We start from the raw sequence: 4,624 nt of genomic DNA on the forward strand, positions 1-4,624 counted from the left end.
CAACCGCTGGGCCTTCCCGATCGACGCCACCGGCAGGGCGGAACTGGCCGCGCTGCACCTGCCCGCGCCCGCGGTCGACCCCAGCACCCTCACCGACTGACCCCCACCGACCAACCGAACACCCGCCGGGACTCCACCACACATCCGCCGAGGCCCGGCGGCCACGCCCGGACCCACCGACACCACCCGGATCCACGGACACAGACCGAGTAGGGACAACCCATGAACCACGCCCAGCCCCGCCGCCGGACCCTGCTCGCCGCCGGCATCGGTGCCCTCCTGCTCCCGCTCACCACGGGAGAGGGAGTCGCACACGCCGCGACCGCGACCGACGGCACGGACCCCTTCGGCACCCTGCGGGCCCGCGCCGCCGAACTGACCACAGGCGGCGCCATCGACCCCTCGCAGAAGGTCTTCGCCGACGCGCTCACCGCCCTCGACACCGCCGCGGGCACCCAGTGGACGGCCATGGACCGTACCGCCGGCCGCACAGCGCTGTGGCCGGACCTCGCGCCCGTCAAGGACCCGGGCAACTTCAGCCAGTCCTACGGAAGACTGCTCACCCTGGCCACTGCCTGGGCCACCCCCGGCGCCGCCCTGCACGGCGACGAGACGGTGGCCGACGCGATCACCGAGGCGCTGGCCTTCCTGAACGACACGGCCTACAACCCGTCCAAGCCCGAGTCCGGGAACTGGTGGTTCTGGGAGATCGGCGCCCCGCGCAGTCTGATGGACATCTGCGTCCTGCTGTACGACCGCATTCCCGCCGACCGGATCGCCGCCTACTGTGCCGTCGTGGACCGCTTCTGCGCCGACCCCGACCGCCGCACCAACAGCCCCTCCCTGGCCGAGACCGGCGCCAACCGGGCCGACAAGGCGGCGATCGTCGCACTGCGCGGCATCGTCGGCCGCAGCGCCGACAAGCTGGCCCTCGCCCGGGACGGGCTGTCCGACACCCGCGACGCGGGAAAGCACAGTCTGTTCACCTACGTCACCTCCGGCGATGGTTTCTACCGTGACGGCTCGTTCGTCCAGCACGACTGCGTCGCCTACACCGGGACCTACGGCAACGTGCTGCTCAGCCGCGTCGCCTACCTCGTCGCCCTGCTCGCCGGCTCCGACTGGCAGATCACCGACCCCGGCATATCGGTGATCCACGATGCCGTCGAGCGCAGCTTCGCCGCCGTCACCTTCGACGGGCTGATGATGGACGCGGTGCGCGGCCGGGCGATCTCCCGGGAACGCGAGAAGGACTACGACACCGGCGCCGGAACCACCACCAACGTCCTGCTCCTGGCGACCGGCGCGCCCGAGGCGTACGCCGCCCGGTGGCGCTCGATCGCCAAGGGCTGGATCGAACGCAACACCGACGTCCCGTACACGCAACTCGTCGGCATCCCCGCCCTCAAGCGGGCCGCCGCCGTGCTCGACGACCCCGCGGTGCAGGCGGCACCCGCGCCGGTCGGCCACACCGTCCTCGCCGACATGGACCGCATCGTGCACCGACGCCCCGGCTGGACCACGGCGCTGAGCCTGTCGTCCCGGCGGATCGCCGCCTGGGAGGCGGGCAACGGCGAGAACCTGCACGGCTGGTACACCGGCGACGGCATGCTGTATCTCTACGACGACGACCGCACCCAGTACTCCGACGGCTTCTGGCCGACGGTCGACGCCCAGCGGCTGCCGGGCACCACGGTGGACACCCGTACGCGTACGAACCTCGGCACGGGCAGCGGCACCGGCACCTACAAGCCCACGAACGCCGTGGCCGGAGGTGCCGTGCTGGACGACCGCTTCGGGGCCGCGGCGATGGAGCTGATCGCGGCGGGCAGCACCCTGCGGGCGCGCAAGGCGTGGTTCTTCCTCGAGGACGGGGTGGTCGCCCTCGGTGCGGGCATCACTGCGTCAGACGGCCGCACCGTCGAGACGGTCGTCGAGAACCGCAACCTGCACGCGGCCGGCGCCGGCCGGCTGACCGTCGACGGCACCGCCCAGCCGGACGGCCCAGGCCGCGACGCGACGATTCCGCAGGCCCGCTGGGCACACCTGGAGGGTGTGGGCGGCTACGTCTTCCCGGACGGGGCCGCGCTGCGGGCGCTGCGCGAGGAGCGCACCGCAGCCTGGTCCGACATCAACACCGGTGCGGACACCGCAGGTTCGGCCACCCGCCTGACCCGCCGTTACGAGACGCTCTGGATCGACCACGGCATCTCGCCGACCGGCGCCGGCTACGCCTACGTCCTGCTGCCGGGCCTCGACGTGGCGCGCACCGCCGACTGGTCCTCCTCCCGGCCGGTGCACGTCGCCGCCAACACCGCGCAGGCCCAGGCGGTCCACATGCCCTCGCTCGGCCTGACCGCCGTCCACTTCTGGGCCGCGGGCACCGTCGCCGGCATCACCTGCGACGGGCCCGGCACGGTCCTGGTCCGGCGACAGGGCGGACGCATCAGCGTGGCCGTCGCCGATCCGGGCCGCACCGCCACCACCGTCACCGTCACGCTGCCCTGGCCGGCCCACGGCGTGCGCGGTGCGGACGACACCGTCGCGGTGACCACCGGCCGCCGGCCCGTCCTGGCCGTCGACGTCGCGGGCTCCCACGGCCACACCCACACCGCGGAGTTGTACTGACGACACCGCACCGTCCCCTGCGCAGGAAGAGGCACCCATGCCCGCACCGTATCCGCCGCTCCCGCCGCCCGACCGCGTCCGTTCGCCCCGCACCGGGTGGACCCGCGCACACTGGGAGGCGCTCGCCGACGCCCTGCTCGCGGGGGTGGCCCCCTTCGCCACCCCCGGCCTCGCCCAGTACCGGCTGCCGGGCCGGACCAGCTGGTCGGGTGTGGTCTCGGACGGGCTGGAGGGATACGCGCGGACGTTCCTGCTGGCGGCGTTCCGCATCGCCGGTGCCGGACCGCAGGCGGACCCCGAACTGGTCGAGCGGTACGCGGCGGGTCTGGCCTCCGGCACCGACCCGGCGTCCGGCGAGGCCTGGCCGCGACTGACCGACTGCTCGCAGCAGATGGTCGAGGCGGCCTCGATCGCGATCGGCCTGCACGAGACCCGCCCCTGGATCTGGGACCGGCTGGATCCCCGAATCCAGGAGCGGGTGGTCGACTGGTTCTCCGGCTTCGTCGGGCGCCGCACCTGGGACAACAACTGGCGGCTCTTCCAGGTCGTCTCCGAGCAGTTCCTGGCCTCCGTCGGCGCCCCGTACGAGCAGGCGGACATCGACGGCGGCCTGGACCGCATCGAGGACTGGTACGTCGGCGACGGCTGGTACACCGACGGCGACGGCCGCAACTTCGACCACTACATCGGCTGGGCCCTGCACCTGTACCCGCTGCTGTGGGCCCGCATCGCCGGTGAGGAGGACGGCGACCGGGCCAAGACCTACAAGGAACGCCTCACCGCGTTCCTGCGCGGCCACGTCCACCTCTTCGGCGGCGACGGCGCGCCCGTGCACCAGGGACGGTCACTGTGCTACCGCTACGCCGCGACCGTCCCGGTGTGGATGGGCGCGCTCACCGGCGCCACGCCCCACCCCCCGGGGCTGACCCGGCGTCTCGCGTCCGGCGCGGTACGCCACTTCACCGAACGCGGCGTCCCCGACGAGCGGGGACTGCTCACCCTCGGCTGGTACGACACCTTCCTGCCCAGCACCCAGCCCTACTCGGGACCCGCCTCGCCGTACTGGGCCTCCAAGGCATTCCTCGGGCTGCTGCTCCCGGCCGACCACGAGGTGTGGACCGCCCGCGAACAGCCGCTGCCGGTGGAGGAGGCGGACCGGTACACGGCGCTCCCGGCGCCCGGCTGGCTGCTGCACGGCACCCGCCACGACGGCGTCGTCCGCCTGTACAACCACGGCAGCGACCACAACCCGCCCGAGCCCGCGGACGCCGTCGACGACCCTCACTACGCCAAGTTCGCCTACTCCACCCACACGGCACCGCAGAGCGCACCGCACGCCTGGGCGCGCACGGTGGACAACCACATCGCGCTCGTCTCCGCCGACGGCACGCCCAGCCGCCGCACCCGTATCCACCCCCTCGGGGTCGGCGACCGCCGAGCCTCCTCCTGGCACGCAGCCCGGCTCGCCGGCGACGACACCGGCCACCGCATCGAGACCACGTCACTGCTGCACGGACCCTGGGAGGTCCGAGTGCACCGGGTCGAGGCGCCGGCGGGCGTCACCGTCCGCGAGGGCGGCCATCCGCTCGCCGACGTAAGGCAGCCGGCCGCCGAGACCGGACCCGGCTGGGCCCTCGTCCGCAGTACCGAAGGGCTGACGAGCGCGGTCGTCGGCCTGTACGGCTGGCAGGAGACCGCCGGGGTGGAACGAGACGTCGAGGCGAACGCGTTCGGCCCGCACTCGGCCGTGCCGTGGCTGCGCTCCGCCGTGCACCCGGGGGGCCGCAGCGTCCATGTGACCCTGGTCGTGCTCTCCGGCGACGCCGTCCATCCGCGCCAGCTGCGCGAAGCGGTCGCGGTCGAGGTCGACGGCCCCGCCCCGGGGGAGGAACCCGGAGGCGGGGCCGGGAGCGGCACCGGGGACGGTCACGTCGTGACCGTACGGTTCCCCGACGGCACCGAACTGCGCGCCTGACACGCGGCAAAGGCTAGGGCG

At 73.6% G+C, this 4,624-nt stretch carries 2 protein-coding genes; both read left to right on the plus strand.

The annotated features are described in order from the left end of the window. The first annotated feature begins 222 nt into the window (after positions 1 to 222). On the plus strand, positions 223 to 2,628 hold the full coding sequence (locus BZY54_RS37825) for a polysaccharide lyase 8 family protein (RefSeq protein WP_086729869.1): 2,406 nt from the start codon (positions 223 to 225) through the stop codon (positions 2,626 to 2,628). 37 nt (positions 2,629 to 2,665) lie between these two features. After that, positions 2,666 to 4,603: a DUF2264 domain-containing protein gene (locus BZY54_RS37830; protein WP_086729870.1), complete on the plus strand. Its 1,938-nt coding sequence runs from the start codon at positions 2,666 to 2,668 to the stop codon at positions 4,601 to 4,603. Positions 4,604 to 4,624 lie beyond the last annotated feature (21 nt).

The organism is Streptomyces carpinensis, from assembly GCF_002154505.1.
Classification (GTDB): domain Bacteria; phylum Actinomycetota; class Actinomycetes; order Streptomycetales; family Streptomycetaceae; genus Streptomyces; species Streptomyces carpinensis.

What these genes read in the sequence shown, in the direction of transcription:
- BZY54_RS37825 (WP_086729869.1), top strand. Translation starts at nt 223, where the DNA reads ATGAACCACGCCCAGCCCCGCCGCCGGACCCTGCTCGCCGCCGGCATC.
- BZY54_RS37830 (WP_086729870.1), top strand. Translation starts at nt 2,666, where the DNA reads ATGCCCGCACCGTATCCGCCGCTCCCGCCGCCCGACCGCGTCCGTTCG.